This is a genomic window from Staphylococcus sp. FSL K6-0223, from assembly GCF_038008285.1.
This window is the reverse complement of sequence record NZ_JBBOYX010000003.1, coordinates 49,697-74,281: the sequence shown is the minus strand read 5'-3', so window position 1 is coordinate 74,281 and position 24,585 is coordinate 49,697. Positions and strand designations below refer to the sequence as shown.

General features: G+C 32.0%; 28 protein-coding genes. 21 read left to right on the top strand and 7 right to left on the bottom strand.

Features of this window, described 5'->3' with window-relative positions; translation table 11 throughout:
- Window positions 1–177: 177 nt before the first annotated feature.
- The 4 genes from MHI13_RS17585 to dinB all read left to right on the top strand — a co-directional run bounded on the left by MHI13_RS17585 (window position 178) and on the right by dinB (window position 4,506).
- Window positions 178–1,128: a diacylglycerol kinase gene (locus MHI13_RS17585; protein WP_002435922.1), complete on the top strand. Its 951-nt coding sequence runs from the start codon at window positions 178–180 to the stop codon at window positions 1,126–1,128.
- 87 nt (window positions 1,129–1,215) lie between these two features.
- Complete coding sequence (rlmD, locus tag MHI13_RS17580) at window positions 1,216–2,583, top strand: 23S rRNA (uracil(1939)-C(5))-methyltransferase RlmD (protein WP_064210691.1); 1,368 nt, start codon at window positions 1,216–1,218, stop codon at window positions 2,581–2,583.
- A gap of 151 nt (window positions 2,584–2,734) precedes the next feature.
- Window positions 2,735–3,277, top strand: coding sequence for a DUF3267 domain-containing protein (locus tag MHI13_RS17575; protein WP_064210690.1), 543 nt, complete (start codon window positions 2,735–2,737; stop codon window positions 3,275–3,277).
- A gap of 158 nt (window positions 3,278–3,435) precedes the next feature.
- Window positions 3,436–4,506 carry a DNA polymerase IV gene (gene dinB, locus MHI13_RS17570; protein WP_047796455.1) on the top strand — a complete coding sequence of 357 codons (1,071 nt, stop codon included), beginning with the start codon at window positions 3,436–3,438 and terminating at the stop codon, window positions 4,504–4,506.
- Between the two features lie 35 nt (window positions 4,507–4,541).
- On the opposite strand, the gene MHI13_RS17565 is transcribed toward dinB, so the two are convergent.
- Complete coding sequence (locus MHI13_RS17565) at window positions 4,542–5,096, bottom strand: 3'-5' exonuclease (RefSeq protein WP_002453608.1); 555 nt, start codon at window positions 5,094–5,096, stop codon at window positions 4,542–4,544.
- A 309-nt stretch (window positions 5,097–5,405) separates the two neighbouring features.
- Complete coding sequence (ftnA, locus tag MHI13_RS17560) at window positions 5,406–5,906, bottom strand: H-type ferritin FtnA (protein ID WP_023350029.1); 501 nt, start codon at window positions 5,904–5,906, stop codon at window positions 5,406–5,408.
- Window positions 5,907–6,133: 227 nt separating this feature from the next.
- On the opposite strand from ftnA, the gene MHI13_RS17555 reads away from it, so the two are divergent.
- The 3 genes from MHI13_RS17555 (at window position 6,134) to isaB (ending at window position 8,944) form a co-directional block, all read left to right on the top strand.
- Window positions 6,134–7,447, top strand: a complete 1,314-nt coding sequence (locus MHI13_RS17555; RefSeq protein WP_064210689.1) for a Mur ligase family protein — start codon at window positions 6,134–6,136, stop codon at window positions 7,445–7,447.
- Window positions 7,448–8,173 (top strand): type 1 glutamine amidotransferase, encoded by a 726-nt coding sequence (locus MHI13_RS17550; protein WP_002469718.1) that lies wholly within the window; start codon window positions 7,448–7,450, stop codon window positions 8,171–8,173.
- A gap of 228 nt (window positions 8,174–8,401) precedes the next feature.
- Entirely contained in the window at window positions 8,402–8,944 is a 543-nt protein-coding gene (gene isaB / locus MHI13_RS17545; protein WP_064210688.1) for an immunodominant staphylococcal antigen IsaB family protein, read from the top strand.
- Between the two features lie 77 nt (window positions 8,945–9,021).
- Here the strand turns inward: isaB and MHI13_RS17540 are convergent, their stop codons facing one another.
- Complete coding sequence (locus tag MHI13_RS17540; protein ID WP_002435886.1) at window positions 9,022–10,011, bottom strand: FUSC family protein; 990 nt, start codon at window positions 10,009–10,011, stop codon at window positions 9,022–9,024.
- A 173-nt stretch (window positions 10,012–10,184) separates the two neighbouring features.
- Between MHI13_RS17540 and map the strand changes: the two genes are divergently transcribed.
- The 5 genes from map to vraR all read left to right on the top strand — a co-directional run bounded on the left by map (window position 10,185) and on the right by vraR (window position 13,849).
- Window positions 10,185–10,940, top strand: a complete 756-nt coding sequence (gene map, locus MHI13_RS17535) for a type I methionyl aminopeptidase (RefSeq protein ID WP_002435911.1) — start codon at window positions 10,185–10,187, stop codon at window positions 10,938–10,940.
- Window positions 10,941–11,084: 144 nt separating this feature from the next.
- On the top strand, window positions 11,085–11,471 hold the full coding sequence (locus MHI13_RS17530; RefSeq protein ID WP_064210687.1) for a hypothetical protein: 387 nt from the start codon (window positions 11,085–11,087) through the stop codon (window positions 11,469–11,471).
- 14 nt (window positions 11,472–11,485) lie between these two features.
- Window positions 11,486–12,187, top strand: coding sequence for a cell wall-active antibiotics response protein VraT (vraT, locus tag MHI13_RS17525; protein WP_047796452.1), 702 nt, complete (start codon window positions 11,486–11,488; stop codon window positions 12,185–12,187).
- Window positions 12,184–13,230 carry a sensor histidine kinase VraS gene (gene vraS, locus MHI13_RS17520; protein WP_064210686.1) on the top strand — a complete coding sequence of 349 codons (1,047 nt, stop codon included), beginning with the start codon at window positions 12,184–12,186 and terminating at the stop codon, window positions 13,228–13,230. The genes vraT and vraS overlap by 4 nt, the downstream gene beginning before the upstream one ends.
- Window positions 13,220–13,849 carry a response regulator transcription factor VraR gene (vraR, locus tag MHI13_RS17515; RefSeq protein ID WP_002469716.1) on the top strand — a complete coding sequence of 210 codons (630 nt, stop codon included), beginning with the start codon at window positions 13,220–13,222 and terminating at the stop codon, window positions 13,847–13,849. The genes vraS and vraR overlap by 11 nt, the downstream gene beginning before the upstream one ends.
- Before the next feature lie 64 nt (window positions 13,850–13,913).
- On the opposite strand, the gene MHI13_RS17510 is transcribed toward vraR, so the two are convergent.
- The 3 genes from MHI13_RS17510 to MHI13_RS17500 all read right to left on the bottom strand — a co-directional run bounded on the left by MHI13_RS17510 (window position 13,914) and on the right by MHI13_RS17500 (window position 16,258).
- Window positions 13,914–15,167: a YihY/virulence factor BrkB family protein gene (locus MHI13_RS17510; RefSeq protein ID WP_002435884.1), complete on the bottom strand. Its 1,254-nt coding sequence runs from the start codon at window positions 15,165–15,167 to the stop codon at window positions 13,914–13,916.
- Window positions 15,168–15,502: 335 nt separating this feature from the next.
- Window positions 15,503–15,787: a hypothetical protein gene (locus tag MHI13_RS17505; protein WP_002435890.1), complete on the bottom strand. Its 285-nt coding sequence runs from the start codon at window positions 15,785–15,787 to the stop codon at window positions 15,503–15,505.
- A 6-nt stretch (window positions 15,788–15,793) separates the two neighbouring features.
- The gene (locus MHI13_RS17500) at window positions 15,794–16,258 is read right to left on the bottom strand and encodes a low molecular weight protein-tyrosine-phosphatase (RefSeq protein WP_002435947.1); all 465 of its coding nucleotides are present in this window, start codon (window positions 16,256–16,258) and stop codon (window positions 15,794–15,796) included.
- A 140-nt stretch (window positions 16,259–16,398) separates the two neighbouring features.
- Here MHI13_RS17500 and MHI13_RS17495 point away from each other — a divergent pair, with 140 nt between their 5' ends.
- The 3 genes from MHI13_RS17495 (at window position 16,399) to MHI13_RS17485 (ending at window position 18,492) form a co-directional block, all read left to right on the top strand.
- Window positions 16,399–16,605, top strand: coding sequence for a DUF1128 domain-containing protein (locus tag MHI13_RS17495; protein ID WP_002435959.1), 207 nt, complete (start codon window positions 16,399–16,401; stop codon window positions 16,603–16,605).
- A 13-nt stretch (window positions 16,606–16,618) separates the two neighbouring features.
- Window positions 16,619–17,860, top strand: coding sequence for an aminopeptidase (locus MHI13_RS17490; protein WP_064210685.1), 1,242 nt, complete (start codon window positions 16,619–16,621; stop codon window positions 17,858–17,860).
- Window positions 17,861–17,961: 101 nt separating this feature from the next.
- On the top strand, window positions 17,962–18,492 hold the full coding sequence (locus tag MHI13_RS17485; RefSeq protein WP_002453596.1) for an acyl-CoA thioesterase: 531 nt from the start codon (window positions 17,962–17,964) through the stop codon (window positions 18,490–18,492).
- A gap of 67 nt (window positions 18,493–18,559) precedes the next feature.
- On the opposite strand, the gene yfkAB is transcribed toward MHI13_RS17485, so the two are convergent.
- The gene (gene yfkAB / locus MHI13_RS17480) at window positions 18,560–19,696 is read right to left on the bottom strand and encodes a radical SAM/CxCxxxxC motif protein YfkAB (RefSeq protein WP_165764342.1); all 1,137 of its coding nucleotides are present in this window, start codon (window positions 19,694–19,696) and stop codon (window positions 18,560–18,562) included.
- A 158-nt stretch (window positions 19,697–19,854) separates the two neighbouring features.
- Between yfkAB and MHI13_RS17475 the strand changes: the two genes are divergently transcribed.
- The 6 genes from MHI13_RS17475 (at window position 19,855) to MHI13_RS17450 (ending at window position 24,578) form a co-directional block, all read left to right on the top strand.
- The gene (locus tag MHI13_RS17475) at window positions 19,855–20,016 is read left to right on the top strand and encodes an SE1561 family protein (RefSeq protein WP_001830395.1); all 162 of its coding nucleotides are present in this window, start codon (window positions 19,855–19,857) and stop codon (window positions 20,014–20,016) included.
- A gap of 193 nt (window positions 20,017–20,209) precedes the next feature.
- Window positions 20,210–20,728: a type 1 glutamine amidotransferase domain-containing protein gene (locus MHI13_RS17470; RefSeq protein WP_064210684.1), complete on the top strand. Its 519-nt coding sequence runs from the start codon at window positions 20,210–20,212 to the stop codon at window positions 20,726–20,728.
- A gap of 226 nt (window positions 20,729–20,954) precedes the next feature.
- Window positions 20,955–21,764 carry a monofunctional peptidoglycan glycosyltransferase SgtB gene (gene sgtB / locus MHI13_RS17465; protein WP_002435910.1) on the top strand — a complete coding sequence of 270 codons (810 nt, stop codon included), beginning with the start codon at window positions 20,955–20,957 and terminating at the stop codon, window positions 21,762–21,764.
- 170 nt (window positions 21,765–21,934) lie between these two features.
- Window positions 21,935–22,753, top strand: coding sequence for a recombination regulator RecX (gene recX / locus MHI13_RS17460; protein WP_064210683.1), 819 nt, complete (start codon window positions 21,935–21,937; stop codon window positions 22,751–22,753).
- On the top strand, window positions 22,731–23,045 hold the full coding sequence (locus MHI13_RS17455) for a YfhH family protein (RefSeq protein ID WP_002445497.1): 315 nt from the start codon (window positions 22,731–22,733) through the stop codon (window positions 23,043–23,045). The genes recX and MHI13_RS17455 overlap by 23 nt, the downstream gene beginning before the upstream one ends.
- Before the next feature lie 15 nt (window positions 23,046–23,060).
- A complete protein-coding gene (locus MHI13_RS17450; RefSeq protein ID WP_064210682.1) occupies window positions 23,061–24,578 on the top strand; it encodes an ATP-binding cassette domain-containing protein in 1,518 nt (505 codons plus the stop codon).
- Window positions 24,579–24,585: the final 7 nt, after the last annotated feature.

Genomic DNA, 24,585 nt, shown 5'->3' with positions numbered 1-24,585 from the left:
TAGATTAAAAGATCCAAATAAACATCTTTGATGTTAAAATTCTTAAAAATAAAATCATTTTGAGCCTCTCTAAAATTAATATTGTCGATAAGTTGAGAGAATTAGTAATAAATACTTTTAACTGATGTTTAAATCATTTAATATAATGTATGAGTATATGAAGTCGAGGGATTAACTATGAGAAAACGTGCAAGAATTATATATAACCCGACATCAGGGAAAGAACTATTTAAACGCGTATTACCAGATGTATTAATTAAATTAGAGAAAGCTGGCTATGAAACAAGTGCGTTTGCTACTGAGAAAGCTGGCGACGCAACAATAGAAGCGGAAAGAGCATTGAGTAGTCATTATGATTTGTTAATTGTAGCAGGTGGTGATGGTACTTTAAATGAAGTTGTTAATGGTATCGCTGAGCAACCCAATCGTCCTAAATTAGGAATCATTCCTATGGGCACTGTCAATGACTTTGGGCGTGCATTACATTTACCAAATGATATTATGGGTGCTGTTGATATTATCATAGAGGGTCATACTACTAAAGTAGATATCGGTAAGATGAATAACCGTTACTTTATTAATTTGGCAGCAGGAGGTAGACTCACTCAAGTCTCTTATGAGACGCCAAGTAAACTTAAATCTATTGTTGGACCTTTTGCATATTACATTAAAGGGTTTGAAATGTTACCTCAAATGAAGGCTGTAGATATTCGTATTGAATATGATAATAAGGTATTCCAAGGGGAAGCATTGCTCTTCTTACTTGGTCTGACGAATTCTATGGCTGGATTTGAAAAGTTAGTACCTGATGCAAAATTAGACGATGGATATTTCACTTTAATTATAGTGGAAAAAGCCAATTTAGCTGAGCTAGGACATATCATGACTTTAGCTTCCCGTGGTGAACATACAAAACATCCTAAAGTAATTTATGAAAAAGCTAAGTCAATTAATATTTCATCATATACCGAAATGCAATTAAATGTTGATGGTGAATATGGTGGTAAATTGCCAGCGAATTTCTTAAATTTAGAACGTCATATTGAAGTATTTACGCCTAAAGATGTCTTTAATGAAGAATTATTAGATAATGGTTCAACACCTGATATTACCACTGAAAAGCAGTAAACTATAACTGAGCAATTAGAATAATAATAAGAAGGTTAGGAGACCCAGAATTGATATCCTAACCTTTTTGTATGTGGGGGAAATACTTTGGAAACATTAAAAAAGAATGAGGTGCATACTGGAAAAGTTATCGATTTAACGCATGAAGGGCATGGCGTTGTAAAAATTGATCGTTATCCAGTGTTTGTGCCTAATGCTCTTATAGAAGAAGAGATAGAATACAAATTGATTAAAGTGAAAAAGAATTTTGCAATTGGTAAACTTCTTGAAGTAAAAAATAAAAGTAAAGATAGAGTTGAGCCTCCTTGTGTATATTATTACAAATGTGGTGGATGTCAGTTGCAACATATGACTTATCAAGCTCAACTAAATATGAAAAAAGAACAAGTTGTTAATCTATTTCATCGTAAAGGTCCTTTCGAAGATACACCGATTCAGCCTACGTTAGGAATGGAACAACCATGGAGATACCGTAATAAATCTCAGATTCCAGTAGGGAATGATAAAGATAATAAAGCTATCATGGGATTCTATAGACAACGAAGTCATGACATTATCGATATGGATAGTTGTCTAATTCAAGATGAACAACATCAAAATATTATGAACTATGTAAAACAATGGTTTAATGAACTTAATATGAGTATCTATGATGAAAAAAATAAAAGAGGTTTAATGAGGCACTTAGTCATTAGAACGGGCTATCATTCTGATGAAATAATGGTCATCTTTGTTACAAATGGTAAGAAATTTAAAAATGCGAATGTATTAGTGCAAAAACTTATCTCAGAATTTCCAAATATAACAAGCATTAAACAAAATATTAATGATACGCATTCAAATGTCATTATGGGACCTCAATCTGTAACGTTGTATGGTAAAGATAAAATTGTTGATGAGTTAAGTGAGGTTACATTTAATATATCAGATCAATCCTTCTATCAAATAAATTCTGCCCAGACTGAGAAACTCTATCAAAAAGCGATTGATTATGCTCAATTAACAGGAGAGGAAATTGTATTAGACACTTATTGCGGTATTGGTACAATAGGTTTGTATATGGCTCCTCAAGCTAAGCATGTTTATGGTGTTGAAGTAGTACCATCTGCTATTAGAGACGCACAGGAGAATGCGACTAAAAACCAATTAAACAATACGACTTTTGAATGTGGGAAAGCTGAAGATGTTATTTTAGAATGGAAAGCACAAGGAATAAAACCTGACGTAGTGATGGTTGATCCACCAAGAAAAGGTTGCGATGAGACGTTTATTAAAACGTTGCTCAAATTAAATCCTAAACGCATTGTATATATTTCCTGTAATCCATCTACTCAACAAAGAGATGCGCAATTATTATCAGATAATTATCATTTATTTGAGATAACTCCAGTGGATATGTTCCCACAAACAACTCACATAGAAACTGTGGCCTTATTTGAACGTAAAGAGAATTAAAAAATCTCAGAGATAGAATACAATTAATTGCAAATGTGTATTGAATGTTAAGGTATTATTACAAGCAACTTACTTTCTTGAAAAGAGTCTTTTTTAACCAAATTAAAAGATGTATACTATGGTTGAAAAATAGCGAATTGGAGGGTTGGTTGTGCATAAAATAGATTTATCAGAGAATAAATTTCAACTTCAGCGATTTATTTTATTGCAAATTGTATTTGGATTATTCGTCGTATTATTTACTTATAAATGGGCTTATAAAGTGACTCATGTGATTGAACAAAATATAGTGATGAACTTGTTCTATGGATTCATAGGTTTTATTATATTATTAATTGTTCATGAGCTTATTCACAGATTACTATTTATACTATTTTCAAAAGGGCAAAAACCTTCAATTAAATACAATAAACGATCCATCATCATGCAATTCTCCAATACATGTTTTAATCGATGGCAATTTACAACAATTATGTTAGCGCCACTTGTGATTATTAGTTTAACATTACTTATACTTATTCAAATGTATTCTTACTCATCACTCATTTTCATGTTTAGTATACATATGAGTTACTGTATGATAGATGTATTTCTAGTAGCACTTGCATTAACTAGTAAATTTAAATACGTTCAAAAATATGATGAAGGATTATACTTATATCAAAGTAAACCAACCCAAGCAAATCATGAATAATAGATTAACCACTTGTTCAAATAGACGAGCAAGTGGTTTTTATTATTGAAACCATTCTAGAGCATACATTTTAAAGTGTGCACAATACATGTAAAATATTTATTTAAAGCGTATAATAATATCAAGCTATTTTAAAAAATGGAAAGTGAGGTGAGACTTTGGCAGAGAGAAGGATTATTCACATTGATATGGATTATTTCTTTGCGCAAGTAGAAATGCGAGATAATCCTCAACTTAAAGGCAAACCAGTCATTGTAGGGGGTAAAGCGAGTCATCGTGGCGTAGTATCAACTGCATCTTATGAAGCAAGGAAATATGGTGTGCATTCAGCAATGCCAATGTCTCAAGCTCATAAACTTTGCCCAAATGGATATTACGTAACTAGTCGTTTTGGTGCATATAGAGAAGTTTCACAACAGATTATGGATATCTTTCGAAGTTACACAGAAATTGTAGAACCTATGTCATTAGATGAAGCATATTTAGATATCACACATCTCGTTCGACCAGATATGCCCGCGTCTAGAATTGCGAACTATATTCGACGTGATATCTACGAACAAACGCAATTAACTGCTTCAGCTGGTGTATCATATAATAAATTTTTAGCTAAATTAGCGAGTGGAATGAATAAACCAAATGGTATGACCGTTATAGACTATCAAAATGTACATGAGATATTAATGAATTTAGACATAGGTGAATTTCCTGGCGTTGGGAAAGCTTCAAAGAAAGTTATGCATGATAATGGCATCTTTACAGGGCAAGATTTGTACGACAAAGATGAATTTGAACTAATTCGTCTATTCGGGAAAAGAGGCCGCGGTTTATATAATAAAGCTAGAGGTATTGATAACAATGAAGTGAAAGCTACCCGAGTGAGAAAATCAGTAGGAACTGAGCGCACCTTTTCAACTGATGTAAATGATGACGATGAAATTTTGAGGAAAGTATGGGAACTTTCTGGTAAAACTGCAGAAAGATTAAACAAATTACAGAAATCCGGTAAAACAGTAACAGTAAAAATTAAAACCTTTAAATATGAGACGTTATCGAAACAAACAAGTTTAAGAGATTCTGTTCAATCAGAAAACGACATTTATAATATAGCTTATACACTCTATAATGATTTAAAAGATCCTGATATACCTATTCGACTTATAGGCGTAACAGTGGGAAATTTAGAGCAATCAAGTTATCGAAATATGACAATATATGATTTTATATAAAAATAGGCTGATGTTCACTTAGTTATAGTGTACAATCAGCCTTTATCTTTAAGATTCTTACCGTAGATTGAAAGCATACTTGGTAAATCATCATAGTGTTTGAGTAACCTAAATGTAATCATTGCACACGCTTTAGCATCATTGAGTGCGTCATGATGACCGTGGAAATCTAATTGGTAATGATTCATCAAATGCTTAAGACCATACCTGTAAGCATCAATTGTTCGTTTGGCTAGCTGATATGAACAAAAATAAGTCATCGAAGGTGTTTCAATATTTAAGCTTTTTAAACTCTGATGTAAGACATTCATATCAAAAGCCGCATTGTGTGCAACAACAGGTAATTCATTTATGAATTGAAGCATATAAGGGTAAACATATTCAAAACTTGGTGCATCTTCAACGTCCTCAGGTCTAATACCATGAACATTTATATTTGTTTCAGTAAAGTAATCAAAGGGGTTTACTAGTGTGTAGAATGATTCAGTAATTTGATTATTGATGACTTTAACCATACCAACTGAACAAATACTCGTACGCTTACCATTTGCGGTTTCAAAGTCTAACGCTACAAAAGCATTATCAGCCATTCATATTTTCCTTCCTGTATCATTTTCAATTAATATAAATTCTTTAATTATATATTTTATAACACTTCTTTTTACTTTCCTAGTAAAGTGGTTTTAATTTGATCTACTTTTATAAACTAACTCTAATTTCATTAGTTAAAATTTGTAAATTCTTGTAAGTTCTATAGATGTTTTCTTAAATAATATATATAAAATTAGCCCAGCCATGCGTTTTAATGAATCACATGATTGGGCTATAAGGATATGTTAATAACTAAGGTTAATGTCATAGTTATCATATCTTGTTGAATTTAAGACAAGAGTTACGAATTATTCTTCGTCAAAAGAGCGATTAGCAAGTTCTTTCTCATATAAGTATAATGTATTGCAATCGTCACCGATACGAGTTAAGTAATCAATGTGTGTTTCGAATGTTGATTCTTCTTCAACTTGTTCATCTAAGAACCAATTTAAGAATGAAATTGTAGCATAGTCTTTATCTTTATGCGCTAAATCAGATAGGTTATAGAAACGTTTAGTAACATCTCTTTCTTGTTCTAAACCATCTTTAAATGTTTCTAAAATAGATGAGAATTCTACTTTAGGAGCTTTAATTGTATCAAAAACTGCATGTTCACCGCGATCGTTAATATAATCATAGATTTTTTTACCGTGGAATCGTTCTTCTTTAGCTTGTTCAATGTAGAAGTTAGCAAAACCTTCATAAGATTCTTTATCGCAATAAGCTGCCATTGCCATATAAGCATGAGCAGAGAAATATTCGTGGTTCATTTGTTCGTTTAATGCTTCAAGTAATTCTTTACTTAACATCTCATTCACCTCTTATAAAAATTGAATTAATTAATTACATATATGAGTATAACAAACCTTTTCTCAATAGTAAATAATAATTATTCTAATCTAGAGATAACCATTCTCATTTGTAGATTAAAATTATTCTAATCTGTAAAACGGCCATTCTTTTCGAATTGAGAATCTTTTTTGTTATACCCTTTACATGTTATAATTATGCGAGTGGAATTAAGAGGAGGAAACGCATGAGACAATGGACTGCAACTCACATGGCTAAGTTAGCTCGTAAGGCAAGCAGAGCTGTTGGTAAGAAGGGAACAGACTTGCCTGGGCAAATTGCAAGACGTGTGGATCAAAATATATTAAGAAAATTGTCTGAACAAGTTGATGATATCGTATTTATTAGTGGTACAAATGGTAAAACAACAACATCTAACTTAATAGGGCATACTTTAAAAGAAAATCAAATTAAAATTATTCATAATAATGAAGGTGCAAATATGGCTGCAGGGATTACATCTGCATTCATTATGCAAATTTCAAAAGACACTAAAATTGCTATCATTGAGATTGATGAGGGCTCAATACCTCGAGTTCTTAAAGAGGTTACGCCATCAATGATGGTATTTACAAACTTTTTCAGAGACCAAATGGATAGATTTGGCGAAATAGATATTATGGTAAATAATATAGCGAAATCGATAAGCAATAAAGGCATTAAATTATTATTAAACGCTGATGATCCATTCGTAAGTCGATTGAAAATCGCAAGTGATTCTCTTGTATATTATGGTATGAAAGCACATGCACATGAATTTGAACAAAGCACCATGAACGAAAGTAAATATTGCCCAAATTGTGGGCGATTATTACAGTATGATTATATTCATTATAATCAAATTGGTCATTATCATTGTGAATGTGGATTTAAACGTGAAGAACCTACATATGAAGTTTCAAATTTTGAAGTTTCACCATTTATCAATATGACGATTAATCATTTTACTTTTAATATGAAAATTGCGGGTGACTTCAATGCATTTAACGCTTTAGCGGCATATTCAGTATTAAGAGAATTGGGACTTAATGACGAATCAATTCAAAAAGGTTTTGAAACATATACTTCTGACAATGGCCGTATGCAATATTTTTCTAAAGGGTATAAAGAAGCAATGATAAATCTTGCTAAGAACCCTGCAGGAATGAATGCTAGCTTATCAGTTGGTGAACAGCTTGAAGGTAAGAAAGTTTATGTAATTAGCTTGAACGATAATGCTGCGGATGGCCGTGATACATCATGGATTTACGATGCTGACTTTGAGAAGTTAAGCAATCAAGATATTGAAGCTATCATTGTCACTGGTACACGTGCTGAAGAACTACAACTACGTTTAAAACTTGCTGAAGTGGATGTTCCTATTATTGTTGAGAATGATATTTATAAAGCTACGGCTAAAACAATGGACTATACATCATTTACGGTAGCTATTCCAAATTATACTTCTTTAGCTCCGATGCTAGAGCAATTAAATCGCTCATTTGAAGGAGGTCAGTCGTAAATGAATGAACTTACGGTATATCATTTTATGTCTGATAAATTAAATTTATACAGTGACATTGGGAATATCATCGCACTAAAACAACGTGCTAAAAAGAGAAATATCAAATTAAATGTTTTAGAAATTAATGAAACAGATGGTGTAACATTCGATAATTGCGACATATTCTTCATTGGTGGCGGCAGTGATCGAGAGCAAGCTCTTGCAACTAAAGAGCTCAGTAAAATTAAAACCTCACTTAAAGAAGCAATTGAAGATGGCATGCCAGGCCTTACAATTTGTGGTGGTTACCAATTCTTAGGAACGAAGTATATTACTCCTGATGGAACAGAACTTGAGGGATTAGGAGTTCTTGATTTCTATACTGAGTCACGAACTGACCGTTTAACAGGTGATATTGTGATTGAAAGTGATACATTTGGAACCATTGTTGGTTTTGAAAATCATGGCGGTAGAACATATCATAACTTTGGTACACTTGGACAAGTGACTCACGGTTATGGTAATAATGATACTGATCGTAAAGAAGGAATCCATTACAAAAATCTTTTAGGTTCTTATTTACACGGTCCAGTATTACCTAAAAATCATGAAATGACAGATTATTTACTTGAAAAAGCGTGTGAACGTAAAGGCATTCCATTTGAACCTAAAGAATTAGACAATACTGAAGAAGAAGCAGCTAAACAAGTATTAATTAACCGAGCTAAGAACAGCAAGAATTAAATCATTGTAATTATAATTTAGAGTTAGAATAATAGCTAAAGCAGCTATTCTCTAGCTCTTTTTTATTTTCAACACTTAGGTTGCTTGAACGTCTTTAAAATTTTATTTTAGGACAGTAAAGTGATAGAAGTGTGAAGATAAGAAATATAGGTTTGATATTATTTTATAGTTGATATACTAAGCGTGTACAAGAAAACTTTACTTTATACAATTTATAGGAGTGAGAAAATGAAAGGTTTTAAAATGATGGGTTTAACTCTTGCAGCATCATCGATTGCTTTTTCACTTTCGCAAGTCGCACACGCTGAACAAATGGTTAATGGGGACAATCACTTATCGAGTTATAATCATCAATCATCATTAAATCAAGATGAATACGTACATAATGGTAATGCTGGTCAAAATGCTTCTTATCTTGCAACTAAAAGTTTTGTTAATGCTTTGGATAATGGGCAGTTAAATTTTAATGGTTATAAGATTGAACAAGATAATGAAGATAATATTGAATACAAGCATGTGTATGATCAAGAAATTAGAACAACAGGTGAGGATACGGCTACAAGTATCAGATTTAAAGTAACAGATCAATCATTGTCTTTAGATCAAATTAAAGATGTTTATCCAAATGATGAATTAAATCATTTACCACAGTCAAGTACAGATTCTAATGATGGTGTATATGTATATCATGGCGATAAAATCAAATTACAATTTAAAGTAGAGAACGGTTATGTTACTTCAGTGACAATTGGTCAAGGTGAAACAGAATAATTTTAAAGTTTAGAATAAAGATACCTCAGAACGGTTATGATTAAGTAACCATTCTGAGGTATTTACTGTTGTATTAATTATTTAGCATAGCGAGAATCTAAAATTTTATAAATTAACAGTATCTCATAAATAAGGTGGCTCTTCATTTGATTTTGGTCAAATTCTTCTAAACGCTTCACAGAGGTTTTTAACGTCGAAGCTGATTTCTTGTGCCGTTTAAAACCTCCATGACTTATTATTTCACTAATACTATTACTAATATTTATTATCGCCATCTTTTCTTCTGGAGCGAAAGCAATATGAGTATTTTTAGGTAGATAAATGATATTGGATAGATGAGAGATAAACAAACGATTATTATACGCGCGATTGGTTATTTTATTTAGTAATTTCCAATCATCTTCTTTATTTTTATGATAATGAAGTTCATCTCTTTGATAACTCGTTAAAGTCTCAATCTTTTGAGCAATAATGTTTAATTTTGAAAGTTGTCTATTACTTTTCTCAGAACTAAACTTTCCTAATAATAACTCTTGGCAACGGTTATAAAATAAGTCGTACATTTTTTTCTCAGACATTGAAAGTTGGTCTTCAAGTTGTTGATAATATTTAGGGGGCAGAATGATAAAGTTAACTAATCCTGCTGTGACAAGTCCAATAAGAGCGGTTAATAATCTTGAAAAGAAATTAAAATAATACGCTTCATGAATACCAGGAATCATTGCTACTGAAGTGAGTACTGCAACAGTAGTACCAACTTGTAAATTGAATTTCGTACAAACTAAAATGGTAAACGTTGCAGCAAGTGCATAACTTAATGGTGATTGATCTCCAAATATATAGGTGAATACTACAGCAAATAAAGCACCTATAACTGTCGCGGGTAAACGTTTATAGCCTTTCTTAATTGATGCCTTAGCTGTAGGTTCAATAGTTACAATTGCTGTTAAAATAGCAAATATTGGAGTGAGATGGAGCAACATACAAAATAATGATGTTAAAAAAGTTGCAAGTCCTGTTTTAAGCGTTCTAGCTCCAATTATATGTCTATACCATTTTACATTCATAGCTATCTGACCCCTTAGTAGGAAAAGGGAATTCGAAAAGCATATACTTTATACAAATTCTCTTTCTCTAAAAATATTTCATATAAATCTAATTATGTACCATTCAAGTTTAGTATATCAAAAAAAATTTGCTATAATAAGATGAAATAAAATTTAAAAAGGAACGGGATAAAATGATTGTTAAAACTGATGAAGAATTACAAGCATTAAAAGAAATAGGATACATTTGTGCTAAGGTCAGAGACACAATGCAAGCAGCAACTAAACCTGGTGTGACTACACGAGAGTTAGATAATATTGCTAAAGATTTGTTTGAGGAGCATGGTGCAATTTCGGCCCCAATTCATGATGAAAACTTTCCTGGGCAAACATGTATTAGTGTAAATGAAGAGGTAGCCCATGGTATTCCCGGTAAACGTATTATTCGTGAGGGAGACTTAGTCAATATCGATGTATCAGCGTTAAAAGATGGTTACTATGCTGATACAGGCATCTCATTTGTAGTGGGAGAAGCAGATAATCCTCTTAAACAAAAAGTATGTGATGTAGCAACAATGGCTTTTGAAAATGCCATGACGAAAGTAAAACCTGGTGCCAAATTAAGTAATATTGGTAAGGCGGTTCACGCTACAGCACGTCAAAATGATTTAACAGTAATTAAAAACTTAACCGGTCATGGTGTAGGTCAATCGTTACATGAAGCACCTAGTCATGTAATGAATTATTATGATCCAAAAGACAAAACATTATTAAAAGAAGGTCTTGTTATTGCAGTAGAACCTTTCATTTCATCACGAGCTACATTTGTCACTGAAGGAAAGAACGAGTGGGCATTTGAAACTAAAGATAAGAGCTTTGTGGCTCAGATTGAGCACACAGTAATTGTTACTAAAGACGGTCCATTATTAACTACTAAAATCGATGACTAGGAATTTAAAATACATTTAATATCTTGCGGAGAGTTCTTTACCACTCGTCGGACTAAAGTATGAATTCAATATGGTTCCGGAGCCTATTACGTTAGGTTTCGGAATTGTTTTATACTTAGGTTTAATTAATGACGAGGTGGTAGTATGAATTATATGGATTTATATTTACAACAATTTCTCAAATCAACAATTAAAAATAGTATTGATGAATACAAATTGATACTGGATAAAAAATTAAAAAGTATCGAGAGTTATATCAATTATTTAAGTGAGAAAAGAGTTCAATTAAAGAAGTTAATTGACAGTCTCACCCTCTCATTGGAAAATAAATATATCGATATCGTCAATAATCATGACATTTATTGTGCAGAGGAAATTCATGATGTAGAAATTGAAAAAATTAAAACAAAGTTAGATGATATTGAAGCTTATTATGCAAGAATTGAAGCAGATTTACATTTACAATCTAAAGAGAAAATCACTACAGAAAATGAGTGTAACTTAATTTATCATATGAGTGCTGTAGCATAGAAAGGTGGCGAAACATGACACACAAATATATATCAACTGAAATGTTGATAATTTTTACAGCTTTAATGATTATCGCCAATTTTTATTATATATTTTTTGAAAAAATTGGCTTTCTTCTCGTCTTATTATTAGGATGTGTGCTCGTGTATGTAGGATATGTCTATTTTCATAAAGTAAGAGGTTTGTTGTCCTTCTGGATAGGGGCATTGCTTATTGCGTTTACTCTATTGTCTAATAAGTACACAATTATTATTCTTTTTATTTTCTTAGTGGTACTTATCATTCGTTACTTAATTTATAAATTTAAGCCATTAAAAGTTATTGCAACTGATGAAGAGGTAACGTCACCTATATTTATTAAACAAAAGTGGTTCGGGGAACAACGTACACCAGTTTATGTTTATAAGTGGGAAGATGTACAAATTCAACATGGCATCGGTGATATTCATATTGATATGACTAAAGCAGCTAACATTAAAGAAACGAATACGATTGTAGTACGTCATATTCTTGGCAAGGTCCAAGTGATTGTTCCACTAAACTATAATATTAATCTACATGCGGCTGCATTCTATGGTACTGCTTATGTAGAACAACAATCATATAAAATTGAAAATAACCATATTCAAGTTGAAGAAAAAACTAAAGAAGACAACTATACTGTCAATGTTTACGTTTCAACGTTCATAGGAGACGTTGAGGTGATTTATAGATGAATCACTACTTGAGAGCAATTGGTTCAATGCTAATACTTGTATATAGCATGCTAACTGCTTTTTTATTCATTGATAAGGTGTTCGTCAATATTATTTATTTTCAAGGGATGTTTTACACCCAAATTTTTGGAATACCAGTATTTTTATTCCTAAATATATTAATCATCTTACTATGTATTATCGTTGGCTCTGTGTTAGCGTATAAAATCAATCAACAAAATGATTGGCTTAAGTCACAAATTGAAAGGTCTATTGAAGGTGAAACAGTAGGCATAAATGATCAAAACCTAGAGTTATACAGTGAAACGTTAGAAATTTACCATACTTTAGTTCCTTTAAATCAAGAATTACACCGATTAAGAATGAAAACGCAGAATATGACCAATGAAAATTATAATATGAATGATGTAAAAGTGAAGAAAATTATTGAAGACGAACGTCAACGTTTAGCAAGAGAACTACATGACTCTGTTAGTCAACAACTATTTGCAGCAAGTATGATGTTGTCAGCGATTAAAGAGTCAAAATTAGAACCACCTTTAGACAAACAAATACCTGTACTAGAGAAGATGGTTCAAGACTCTCAGCTCGAAATGAGAGCATTATTATTACATCTAAGACCTATTGGTTTGAAAGACAAATCATTAGGAGAGGGTATTAAAGATTTAGTCATTGATCTTCAAAAGAAAGTCCCTATGAAAGTTGTTCATGAAATTCAAGATTTCAAAGTACCAAAAGGGATAGAAGATCATTTGTTTAGAATCACTCAAGAGGCTATTTCTAATACATTACGACACTCTAATGGTTCTAAGGTAACAGTTGAATTATTTAATAAAGAAGATTATTTACTACTTAGAATTCAAGATAATGGTAAAGGTTTTAATGTAGATGAAAAATTTGAACAGAGTTATGGATTAAAAAATATGAGAGAACGTGCTTTAGAGATTGGTGCCACATTCCATATAGTATCGTTACCGGATTCAGGTACGAGAATAGAAGTTAAAGCACCATTGAATAAGGAGGATGAAACAAATGGCGATTAAAGTATTGTTTGTTGATGACCATGAAATGGTTAGAATTGGTATTTCAAGCTATCTATCTACACAACAGGATATTGAAGTTGTTGGAGAAGGTGCTTCTGGTAAAGAAGCTATCGAAAAAGCCCATGAGTTGAAACCAGATTTAATTTTAATGGATTTACTTATGGATGATATGGATGGTGTAGAAGCTACTACTGAAATTAAAAAGGATTTACCTCACATAAGAGTAGTAATGTTAACAAGCTTTATCGAGGATAAAGAAGTTTATCGAGCATTAGATGCTGGGGTAGATAGTTATATCTTAAAAACGACTAGTGCGAGTGACATTGCTGACGCGGTACGTAAAACATATCAAGGGGAATCTGTTTTTGAACCAGAAGTACTTGTAAAAATGAGAAACCGCATGAAAAAACGTGCTGAGTTATATGAAATGCTTACAGAGCGTGAAATGGAAATTTTATTATTAATTGCCAAAGGTTACTCTAACCAAGAAATTGCTAGCGCCTCTCATATCACTATTAAAACTGTTAAAACACACGTAAGTAATATATTGAGTAAGTTAGAAGTTCAAGACAGAACTCAAGCTGTTATTTATGCTTTCCAACATAATTTGATTCAATAACTAACAATGAAAAAGGCGAAAGTCACTTAGATAATTGTGACTTTCGCCTTTTTTTAAAAGTTATTTATGAATTTTTACCACTATTGTCGTTATCTTTTTTAAATTTATCAACAATTTTATCTTTAAATGTTTCATGATCTTCAGGTTGTTCATTATTTGGATTTTTATCAACGTCATAATTTTCATCTTTATTCACTGGTGTATTGTTATTATATTCATATGTTGTGTCTTCATTATAATGATTTTGGTTGTTATCATCGTGATGAAGTGCTGCTTCTTCAGGTGTGTGACCTTTGATTACTGTTCTTTGGTGAATAATAGCATTAATTTCTGCACCAATAATGATAATAAAGCTTGTGATATATAACCATAAGAATAAAATAATGATACCAGCTAAACTTCCGTATGTTTTATTATAATTACCGAAGTTTGAGATATACCATCCAAATAAGAATGAACCGACTAACCAAATGATTGATGTAAATAGGGCACCTGGAAGTACAGAGCGTAATTTCGTTTTCACATTTGGTGCCACTGAATATAATACAGTGAATAAAATGATTATTATAATTAGAGGTAAGACGATTCTTACTAAATCAAATACCCATTCTACTTGTTTATCTAAACCTAAAGGTCCAAATAAGAACTTGCTTATTACTGGGCCTAATGTAATGAGCACGATGGCCACTACGAACACAATACCTAATACTAGTGTATATAACACACTTAGAATCTTAAGTACGAAGCCATTTCTAGAATCCTCAACGTCATAAGCGACATTAAATGAATTAATAATCGCAGACATTCCATTAGATGCTGACCAAATAGCTAAGATTAAACCGATGGATAGGACGCCACCATTAGCACTATCAGAAATACCACTAAATATTTTTGTGATTACGTCGGCGGTACTTTGGTCAGGTACATACTGGCTGACCTTTTGATTAATCTGATCAGTGTTAATCGTTATAAACTGTCCCAATAAAGTCAGTAAGAAAATGAGCATTGGGAACATTGCCAACACGAAGTGATAGGTCATTTGCGCTGCTAGTCCTGAAGCATCATCTTTTCCTATTCTATAAATTAAGTAATTGAGGAAATTAGAATCTTTCGTGTATTTGGCAGGTTTATTTAACCTTGATAGAAAGAATACTTGATTCTTTTTCTTAGGTGATTTTGATTGAAACTGTTGAGGTTCAATATATGTACGGTCGACTTTAATCTGTTTATCTTTTTCACCATTTTTTCCTTTCCCATGTTCCTCATGTTCCTTAGCCGAATTTAGGAACTTTGAAGTTGTTTTTTCTTGTTTTGACATAACTATCTCCTTTGCTTAATAAATTCGAGAAATATATGAAAATATATTCCCAATTTACTATAGATATCAAACAATAAATGTAAAATTTCTTTACTTTTATTAAAAGTATTCTTAACATTTATAGCTAAATATTATTGTTATTCAACATTTTCGCTTAAAATTTATCGAATGACAATAGCTATGAAGCAATTTATGCTTTAGCTACATATATAGAATTATTATTTCAAATTGAAGTACTAGTACTTATTATTAAAATTCATAAAAAAACACTGTTAAAAGTAGAGTAAGACTCTAACTTTAACAGTGTTTTAGTTTAAAATTTCATCATTAACCGATTATTTACCTAAACGTTGGTTTTTACGATTAACAAAAGTTTCTTTAGCGTCTTTAATAGAACGCTCTAATTCAGGATTGTTACGACGGATTTCTTCAATCGTATCTTTCCAATACATTACTTCATCTTTAATGCTATTAATTTTAGACGGTTTGCGTGAACGATTACCTTCCTTAACGTCTTTAAATGATTGAGTTAAAGAATTACGTGTTGATTTATCAGCTAATGTTGCAGCACCGCCGATAATAGCACCAATTAGAATACCAGGAATTAATTTATTTTCCATAGTTGATTACCCCTCTTTCAAATTTGCATCTTTGACGATATAGTCAATTAAGTTGTCACAAGATGATTGTACCATTTCAAATACACCTTCAAAATTATTAGTGTAATATGGATCCGGTACATCACTCTCTTCCATGTTACTAAATTCTAGCAATTTGAACAATTGTCCGCGTATATGAGGATTAATTCGTCTTATATTATCCACGTTACTTTGGTCCATTGCTATAATATAGTCAAAATCATCATCTGGTTCGAATAGTTCACTTATCATATTATCGAAGGGGATATGATGTTCTTTCAATATCGCTTGAGTACCTTCGTGAGGTGGTTCACCGAGATTCCATCGACCTGTTCCTCTTGAGTGAACTGTAATACCTGAAATGCCTCTGTCTTGTAGTCTTTGTCTCATGATCGCTTCAGCCATTGGAGAACGACAAATATTACCGAGACATACAAATGCTACGTCTACCATTTATATTCCTCCAAACTATGTAACTATATCCCCATTTTAAAGAGTATTTAAACAATAAGAAAGTACTTAACCTCAAATTCTATTAAAGTTTAATAAAGTGTGGTAATTTGATAGAATATTGAACAAAAGAGGTGAATCACGTGTCATTATCAAATGAAGAAATGATTGCAGAAATCAGAAAGAAATTAAATATTGTAAATCAAGGTTTACTTGATCCAGATAAATTCCAGTCTTCTAATCATGAAGAAATAACAGAAATACATGAATTTGTAATGTCTAAAGATTCATTTTCACCAAGTGAAGTGACAGCAATTGCAGATCATTTAGGACAACTTAGACAAGATTAGGGGAGGAATCATTATGGATAACTATAATGAAAAGTTAAGACAATATGCAGAATTACTTGTTAAAGTAGGGATGAATATTCAACAAAATCAACCTGTATTTATTCGTTCATCAGTTGAAGCGTTAGACTTAACGCATTTAATAGTTGAAGAGGCTTATAAAACTGGTGCCTCTGATGTTCGTGTGAAATATTCGGACTCAAAACTGAAGAGACTTAAATTTGAACATGAATCTGTAGAGTATTTTGAGAATAGTGATTTAAAACAGTATGATGTTGATGAAAGATTAGATTATGTTGAACGTGGAGCAGCTAACTTAGCACTCATCACGGAAGATCCTGACTTATTAAATGGTATCGATGGCAATAAATTAAAAGCTTTTCAAGCTCAATATTCAAAAGGGTTCAAACCATATATGGAAGCGAGTCAGAAGAATCAATTTCCATGGGTTGTGGCAGCCTTTCCTACTAAAGACTGGGCTCGCCGAGTTTACCCAGATATGGATGAAGAAAAAGCTTATGAAAAATTTATTGATGAAGTGTTTGATATTGTACGTGTAGATGGCAATGACCCAATTCAAAATTGGGACAAACATGTTAAATCTTTAAGTGTACATGCCGAAAGACTACAAAAGAAAAATTATAAGGCACTCCATTATATTTCTGAAGGTACAGACCTCACAGTCGGTTTACCGGAAGGACATTTATGGGAAGATGCAACGAGTTATGTCAACGGTGACGGCCAACCTTTTATCGCGAATATTCCTACAGAAGAAGTGTTCACAGCACCTGACAGAAATAATGTGAACGGTTATGTTACTAACAAGTTACCATTAAGTTATAATGGGAATATTATTGATGGTTTCACTTTAACGTTTAAAGATGGTGAAATTATAGATGTTAAAGCCGAAAAGGGTGAAGCGGTGCTCAAAGACTTAATTGAGACTGACGAAGGTTCTAGAAGACTTGGAGAAGTTGCATTAGTACCTGATGATTCACCAATTTCAAATCGCCGTACCATTTTTTATAACACGTTATTTGATGAAAATGCATCTTGTCATTTAGCAATTGGATCTGCATATGGTTTCAACGTCAAAGGTGGCACTGAAATGTCTACTGAAGAAAAGTTAGCCGCAGGTCTTAACGATTCAAATGTACATGAGGACTTTATGATAGGTAGTTCTGATTTAAAGATTTATGGTATCTTACATGATGGTACTAAAGAGTTAGTTTTTGAAAATGGAAATTGGGCAAAGTAAGTAACATTATTGTAGATTTTAACAAGTTTTAGATATAAAAAATAAGATATTAATTACTAGTAGTCTTTTTTCTGGTATATCAATATGGGGAGAAATTAAATATGTCTAACGAGAATAGAAAAATGAAAGCAATGTCGGAAGCGAAATGTATTAAAAATAGACAAGTGTTTCCACAAGATACCAATCATCATCATACGATGTTTGGTGGGTCATTAATGGCAAATATCGATGAAATTGCTGCCATTACTGCTATGAAACATGCTGGAGCGCAAGTCGTTACTGCTTCAACTGATTCTGTTGACTTCTTGAGACCTATCAAAACTGGAGATATTTTGTCTTATGAAGCAATGGTTTCTTATGCTGGCACAAGCTCTATGGAAATTTGTGTACAAATCATCATTGATGATGTTTTTAATAATGAGCGCCATTTAGCAGCATTAAGCTTTTTAACATTTGTTGCGCTTGATGAAGATGGTAAACCTACAGATGTTCCAGGCGTGTATCCTGAAACAGATGTAGAAAAATGGTTCCACGAAAGTGCACCACAGCGCGTAGAGAGACGCAAAGAACGTCGCACTGAAAGTAAGAAAACAATCGAATATTTATCTGAAGTCAGACATATTGAAAAATAATATTAATAAAGCCAAAAGAAGATGAACTCATCTTCTTTTGGCTTTTAGCATCTATAATGTGAATTTATTAAGAAAAAATATGACGCGCATGCATTTCTTTTTCTTTATGTTTGAAGTCGGTTTTAGGATAATACATATTTTTTACTAATACGTTAGGTCCAAGGCATTGATATTCAGGACAATGGCAATTGAGTGATTTTGCTAATTCTGAATCTAACCACTGGTCAAATACGTCTGTTAATTTATCTTTCTGTATATTTGAAATTGTACCGTTTTCATCACCGAAATCAGTAACAATTACATTACCAGTAAAAACGTTAACGTTTAATCTACTACGGCCGTCTGGATCGTTTCGCATTGTCACGTTTTTAGCATCTCTTAGTCTTTGCAATAATTTTTGATCATTTTCATCATTGATACATGGATAAATTGGTAAAGTTCCAAATAGCATCCATATATCTTCATCTCGAATATCAAGCAAGTGGTTAATAGCATCTTTCATTTCTTTTAAAGAAAGTACATTGAGTTGACTGGCAAAATCAGCAGGATACATCGGATGAACCTCATGACGGCTACATTTCATATCATTTACGATTTCATTATGAATTTTGTCTAAGTAAGGTAGCGTACTTTGATTAAGCATCGTTTCGGCAGAAACAAACATTCCTTGTTCAGATAAAGTGCGAGAGTTATCAAGCATTTGTTCATATAATTTAAGTTTAGCTTTTAATGGTGGTTGCTTCTTCATAGCCCCAAAGCCTACATCAGTAAATTCTTGAATTGTACCCCAGTTATGAGAAATATGCATGACATCGATATATTCAGCTATTTCAAGATATCTATCTTGAGGTAATGTTAAATTAGAATTCATTTGAACATAAATTCCACGATCAAATGCATATTTAAGTAAAGGTTTAACCACATTTTTAATTGATTTCTTAGAGAACATTGGCTCTCCACCAGTAATAGACATCGTTCTTAAATTTGGTATTTCATCAAGCCTACGATAAATTACATCCATTGGAAGAGGGTCTGGATCTTTAGTTTGAAGTGTATAACCAACTGCACAATGGCTACAACGCATATTACAAAGGTTAGTAGTGGTAAATTCGATGTTACTAAGTGTTAACTTTCCATGATCTATAATATCATTGTAAGCTTCCCATGGGTCGTTTTGGATAGAAATAGGTTTTTTGTTTGTCATCAACATTAATAATTACTCCTAAATATAAACTTTCCATCTACTTTGTTTATTATGTAAAAAGTACAGTAAACATTATTAAGATTATATCGCTTTTTGTCAAATTCGTGTTAGGATATGATTATCATAAAAAAATCTATACAAAGGAGCGCTTATTTTTAATGAGTGAACAACAAACTATTGATCAAATTAAGACACGTTTAAATAAATTTATTGAGGACATTGACCATGTAAACCCTGATGAAGTACGTGTAGAGGATATAGATGAGTGGATTGGTCTGTTAGATCAATTAGAAGAGAAGGTAAAACAAGTTTCAAAATAAGCCTCATATTTAATTATTGAGTTGGATTTAGCAAGTGTTTGATTATGATGAGCAATCAACACTTGCTTTTTTTACTTCATATTCAGAAGAAGAAGACTCTAAATATAAGTTAGTATCCTAATTTAATGTTTAAACTTGAGTGATCTTGTCTATATAATCACTAGAATTAATTAGAGAAAGGTGATTATTAATTATGACTAAAAAAGTAGCAATCATTCTTGCAGATGAATTTGAAGATATTGAATTAACTAGTCCAAAAGAAGCTATAGAAAATGCAGGATTTGAAACTGAAATTGTTGGAGATACTGCAAACCATGAAGTTGTAGGAAAACATGGCGAGAAAGCTACAGTACAAGTAAGTATTGCTGATGCTAAACCTGAAAATTATGATGCATTATTAATCCCTGGTGGTTTCTCACCTGACCATTTACGTGGAGATGCAGAAGGACGTTACGGCACATTTGCTAAATACTTCACTAAAAATGATGTTCCAACATTTGCAATTTGCCATGGTCCATTAGTATTAATTGATACTGATGATTTAAATGGTCGTACATTAACTGGAGTATTAAATGTACGTAAAGACTTATCTAACGCAGGTGCTCAAGTGGTTGATGAATCAGTTGTAGTTGATAACAATATTGTTACAAGTCGTACACCTGACGATTTAGATGATTTCAATAGAGAAATTGTTAAACAATTAGAAGCTTAATTCTTATTCTTATAAATATCGTATAAGATTTTATATGAGCTATCGGTAAAGTCATTCTTTATCGATAGCTTTTTTAATTATTTAAAAAAGTCTTAGAAATAGATATGCCATGTTGTTTAGAACTTGCTACACCTCGGGACTGATTTTTAACGTAAGCTATAGCTAAACCATACAACTACTGGTACACTCACTTTAAGAGGGTGAGTTTGAGAAAAGGAGTAAACGCATGAAAAGAACTGAAAAATATGCGGATTCTTATAATGAGCAACGTTCTGAATCACGTAGACCTCATTATAATACGTATTACCAACCAGTAGGTAAACCTCCGAAAAAGAAAAAAAGTAATAAGATTTTATTGAAAATACTAATTATAGTCATTGTACTCGTAGCAATATTTATGGGAGCAATGTATGTCTTATCTTCAAGAGCTAACGTGGATGATTTAAAATCAATTGAAAATAAAAGTAATTTCGTTTCTGCAGATAACATGCCTAATTATGTTAAAGGTGCCTTTATTTCAATGGAAGATGAACGTTTTTATAAACATCATGGATTTGATTTAAAAGGAACTACACGTGCATTGTTTTCAACAATTAGTGATCGTGATGTACAAGGAGGTAGCACGATTACTCAACAAGTAGTAAAAAATTATTATTATGATAATGAACGCTCTTTCACTAGAAAAATTAAAGAGTTATTTGTAGCCCACAAGGTTGAACAGCAGTATAACAAAAATGAGATTTTAAGTTTTTATGTTAATAATATTTATTATGGTGATGACCAATATACACTTGAAGGTGCTGCAAATCATTATTTTGGAACAACTGTTAATAAAAACAATCAAAGCATGCAACAGATTACTGTATTGCAAAGTGCTATATTAGCTAGTAAAGTCAATGCACCGAGTGTGTATGATGTTAATAATATGTCATCTAATTATACGAACCGTGTAAAAGCTAATTTGGAAAAAATGAAGCAACAAGATTTTATTACTGATGAGCAATATAAAGAAGCAATGTCACAATTAAGCAATTAATCTTTTATAAAGGTGTCTACTTTCATCATTCAAAAGTTGAAAGTAGACGCTTTTTTGTATTTTCAAAAGGTTTATTGTGAATGGTTATCTTATTTTTTAATTCGGAACAAATGTGCCATAATAATATTAATTGATATAGTGTCCATTTTCAGAAAAAGGTGGGATGAGATATGCCAAAGATAACGAAGCTTGAGGTTCAAAAGAAGAATAAAGAGCGATTCAATCTTTATCTCGATGGAGAGTTCGAAATGGGGATTGATATAGATACGCTTGTTAAATTCAACTTGAAGAAAGATCAAATGTTAGAGCCTCAAGATATGGAACAAATTCAAAAATATGACCACTATCGTCGTGGAGTAAATATGGCGATTCAGTATTTATCATTTAAAAAACGCACGGAAAAAGAAGTACGTCAATATTTGGAAAAAAATGATGTTTCACAAAATGCAATCGAACAGGTAATAGATTATTGTTATAGAGAAAAATTTATTGATCATGAAGATTATGCAGAAAGTTTAAAGAATACGATGATTCGAACGTCAGATAAAGGGCCTGAAATATATAAACAGAAATTATATCAATTGGGTATTGAGCCAAAGATTATCGATCATTATACGGCTTTATATGAAGAACAACAACCACTTGAAGATGTAATAAAAGTGGGGAACAAAGTCATGAAGACGAAAAAAGGTCCTATGGTTAAAGTAAAACAAAAGGTTTCACAAGCTTTAATGCAAAAAGGCTTCACGATTGAGACGATTCAAGCGACGATGAATGAATTGAATTTTTCGCAAGATGAAGAGACCTTAGATAATTTATTGCAACGTGATTTAGAGAAAGTCTATAATAAAAATTGTAGAAAATATGATGGTCAAAAATTGATGATGAAAACCATTGAAGCGCTTATGAGAAAAGGTTATAAGTATGATAAAATTAAATCAAAATTAGAAGAAAGTGGTATAACAGATGGTACAGAAGAAATTGAGTGAGATGTCTGAACAAGAATTAAGACATGAAATTCAAACATACAAAGAGAAAATGCGTAAAGCTGAAATGAATGGAATTATGAATGAATACGATGTGTACCAAAGTAAAGTCATCATTGCAGAAAGCTATCTGGTTGATCGTAATAAAGTTGAAATTGGAAAAATTTACAAATTGAACGATGGCAGCGAACAATACTTTAAAGTAGAGAGATTAAAAGGCGTCTTTGCTTGGGGCTTCAGAATAAAAAGTAGCGAACCAGAAGAAGGTCTACCATTAGCATTATTAAAAATTTAGAAGGATGTATAATCAATGGGAAGTTCAATTGTTTTAAGGTTACTAAAAGTAACGCATTATTATAGGAATAAACGAGCAAAGAAATGGTACCTACCTTTTGGTTATGGTGCAGAAGATATTAATTTAAATAATATTTCTTTACATATATATCAAGGTGAATCATTAGGAATAATTGGTGAGCCGGGTTCTTCTAAAACGCTAATAGGCAGAATCTTAAGTGGAACGGTTAAGCCTGATAAAGGTAAGGTTTCCCGAACAGAGAATCTGTTTTACGGTGATATGGAAGACCGGAAAGTAGCACACCAATCTGTACAAGAATATGTTGACGATATGGTGCAACTATTTCCCTACAAAGCGAGTAGTCATAAGGTTGAACAAATTATCCACTGGGCTCATTTAGCTGAGCAAGGTGAAAACAGTATTTCTAATCTAACAGAAGCTGAATATGCGCAATTACTTCTCAGTATCGCCCGTTCTTGTCAAAATAAAATTATTATATTGAGTCATGTACTCTCGCATTTAGATGATGTGTTTTTCAAAAGAGCGATTGAATTATCAGATGATTACATAAAGAAAAATAGTACACTCGTTTTAATAGATAACGATATTGATAAAATTAGCGAAACGACTAACTATATTACGTGGGTTTCTCACGGGCAAATTAGAAAGGAAGGCTCACTTAATCAAGTTTTACCTATTTTTAAAGAACATGAAAAAGACCGTAAAAGTTTAGATTCAAAATCGCAACAAGAAAATTTTGATTTAGATTGGAAAAAGAGTCGTACACGTATGCCTGAGATGACTTATAACTTTAAGAGAATAGAGCGCTATAATCACGCTAAACCACCAGTGTTTTTAGTGAGAATATTAACCCTGTTTGCAAGTTTCTTAATCGGACTTACGTTAATGGGCATATTGCTTTTCAATGATTTAGGAAGGGTTCATGTTTCTGAAAATTACACTCAAGCTTCAATTCAAAATCAAAATAAAGATCCATATGAAGATAAACTCACTTACGGTATTGCTTTAGATGGTTCAACCACATTGAGTGGTACACAAGATTCGACTCTACCTAAATATGGCGTGGCTACGATTACTGGTGAAAATAGTAAAAAATATAGAGTAGAAATGGATCATAAAATATATACAGTAGGCAAAAATGAATTATTCAATTTTAATCCTGCAGGTTTATATGAATCACATAGTTTTAAAACGTTAATGCCATACATTAAAACAAACTATAGTACATATTATGAATACTTCAATAGTCATTTACATCAAAAGCATAACAAAGTGACTAAAACATTGGTCCCAGAAAAAGATAATCGTTATGTAGTTTCTATTACACAACAACCACTAAATATGATTTTTGGAGACAATGATACGTTAACAGGCTTTGTAATTCCAATGGAACATAAAACTGACTTAAAGAAAAAATTTAACATTAAAAAAGATGTTTGGATTACGAAATCAGGTAGTGGCTATTTTATTGCTGATATGAAAGATGACAAATGGATATATATTGAATTGTAGGTGTGAA